The following is a 312-nucleotide window of genomic DNA, read 5'->3' as shown; positions in this document are numbered from 1 at the left end:
ACGCACAATCGTGGGGCATCGACGGCAAGATCCTTACCCGTGAGGAGTGCAAGGAGCTCTACCCGCTGATCAATGAAGAAGACATCCTCGGCGGCCTGCACGTGCCCTCCGACGGGCTCGCGTCCGCGGCCCGCGCGGTGCAGCTGCTGATCAAACGCACCGAAGCCGCCGGCGTAAAGTACATCGGCAACACCACCGTGACCGGCATCGAACAAACGAACCGGCGCGTCACCGGCGTGCAGACCCCCGACGGCGTGATCCCGGCCGACATCGTGGTCTCCTGCGCCGGGTTCTGGGGCGCCAAAATCGGTG

Annotated in this window: 1 protein-coding gene; it reads left to right on the top strand. The window is 65.7% G+C overall.

What is annotated here, in order from left to right; all coding sequences use genetic code 11:
- Positions 1-312, top strand: a 312-nt coding sequence (locus AC5RU7_RS21095; protein ID WP_494053888.1) for an NAD(P)/FAD-dependent oxidoreductase, incomplete at both ends; no start/stop codon positions are given.

This window comes from Arthrobacter sp. K410C, from assembly GCF_059090105.1.
Note: the sequence above shows the minus strand (reverse complement) of the source record. Positions and strands in the feature narration are given on the sequence as shown.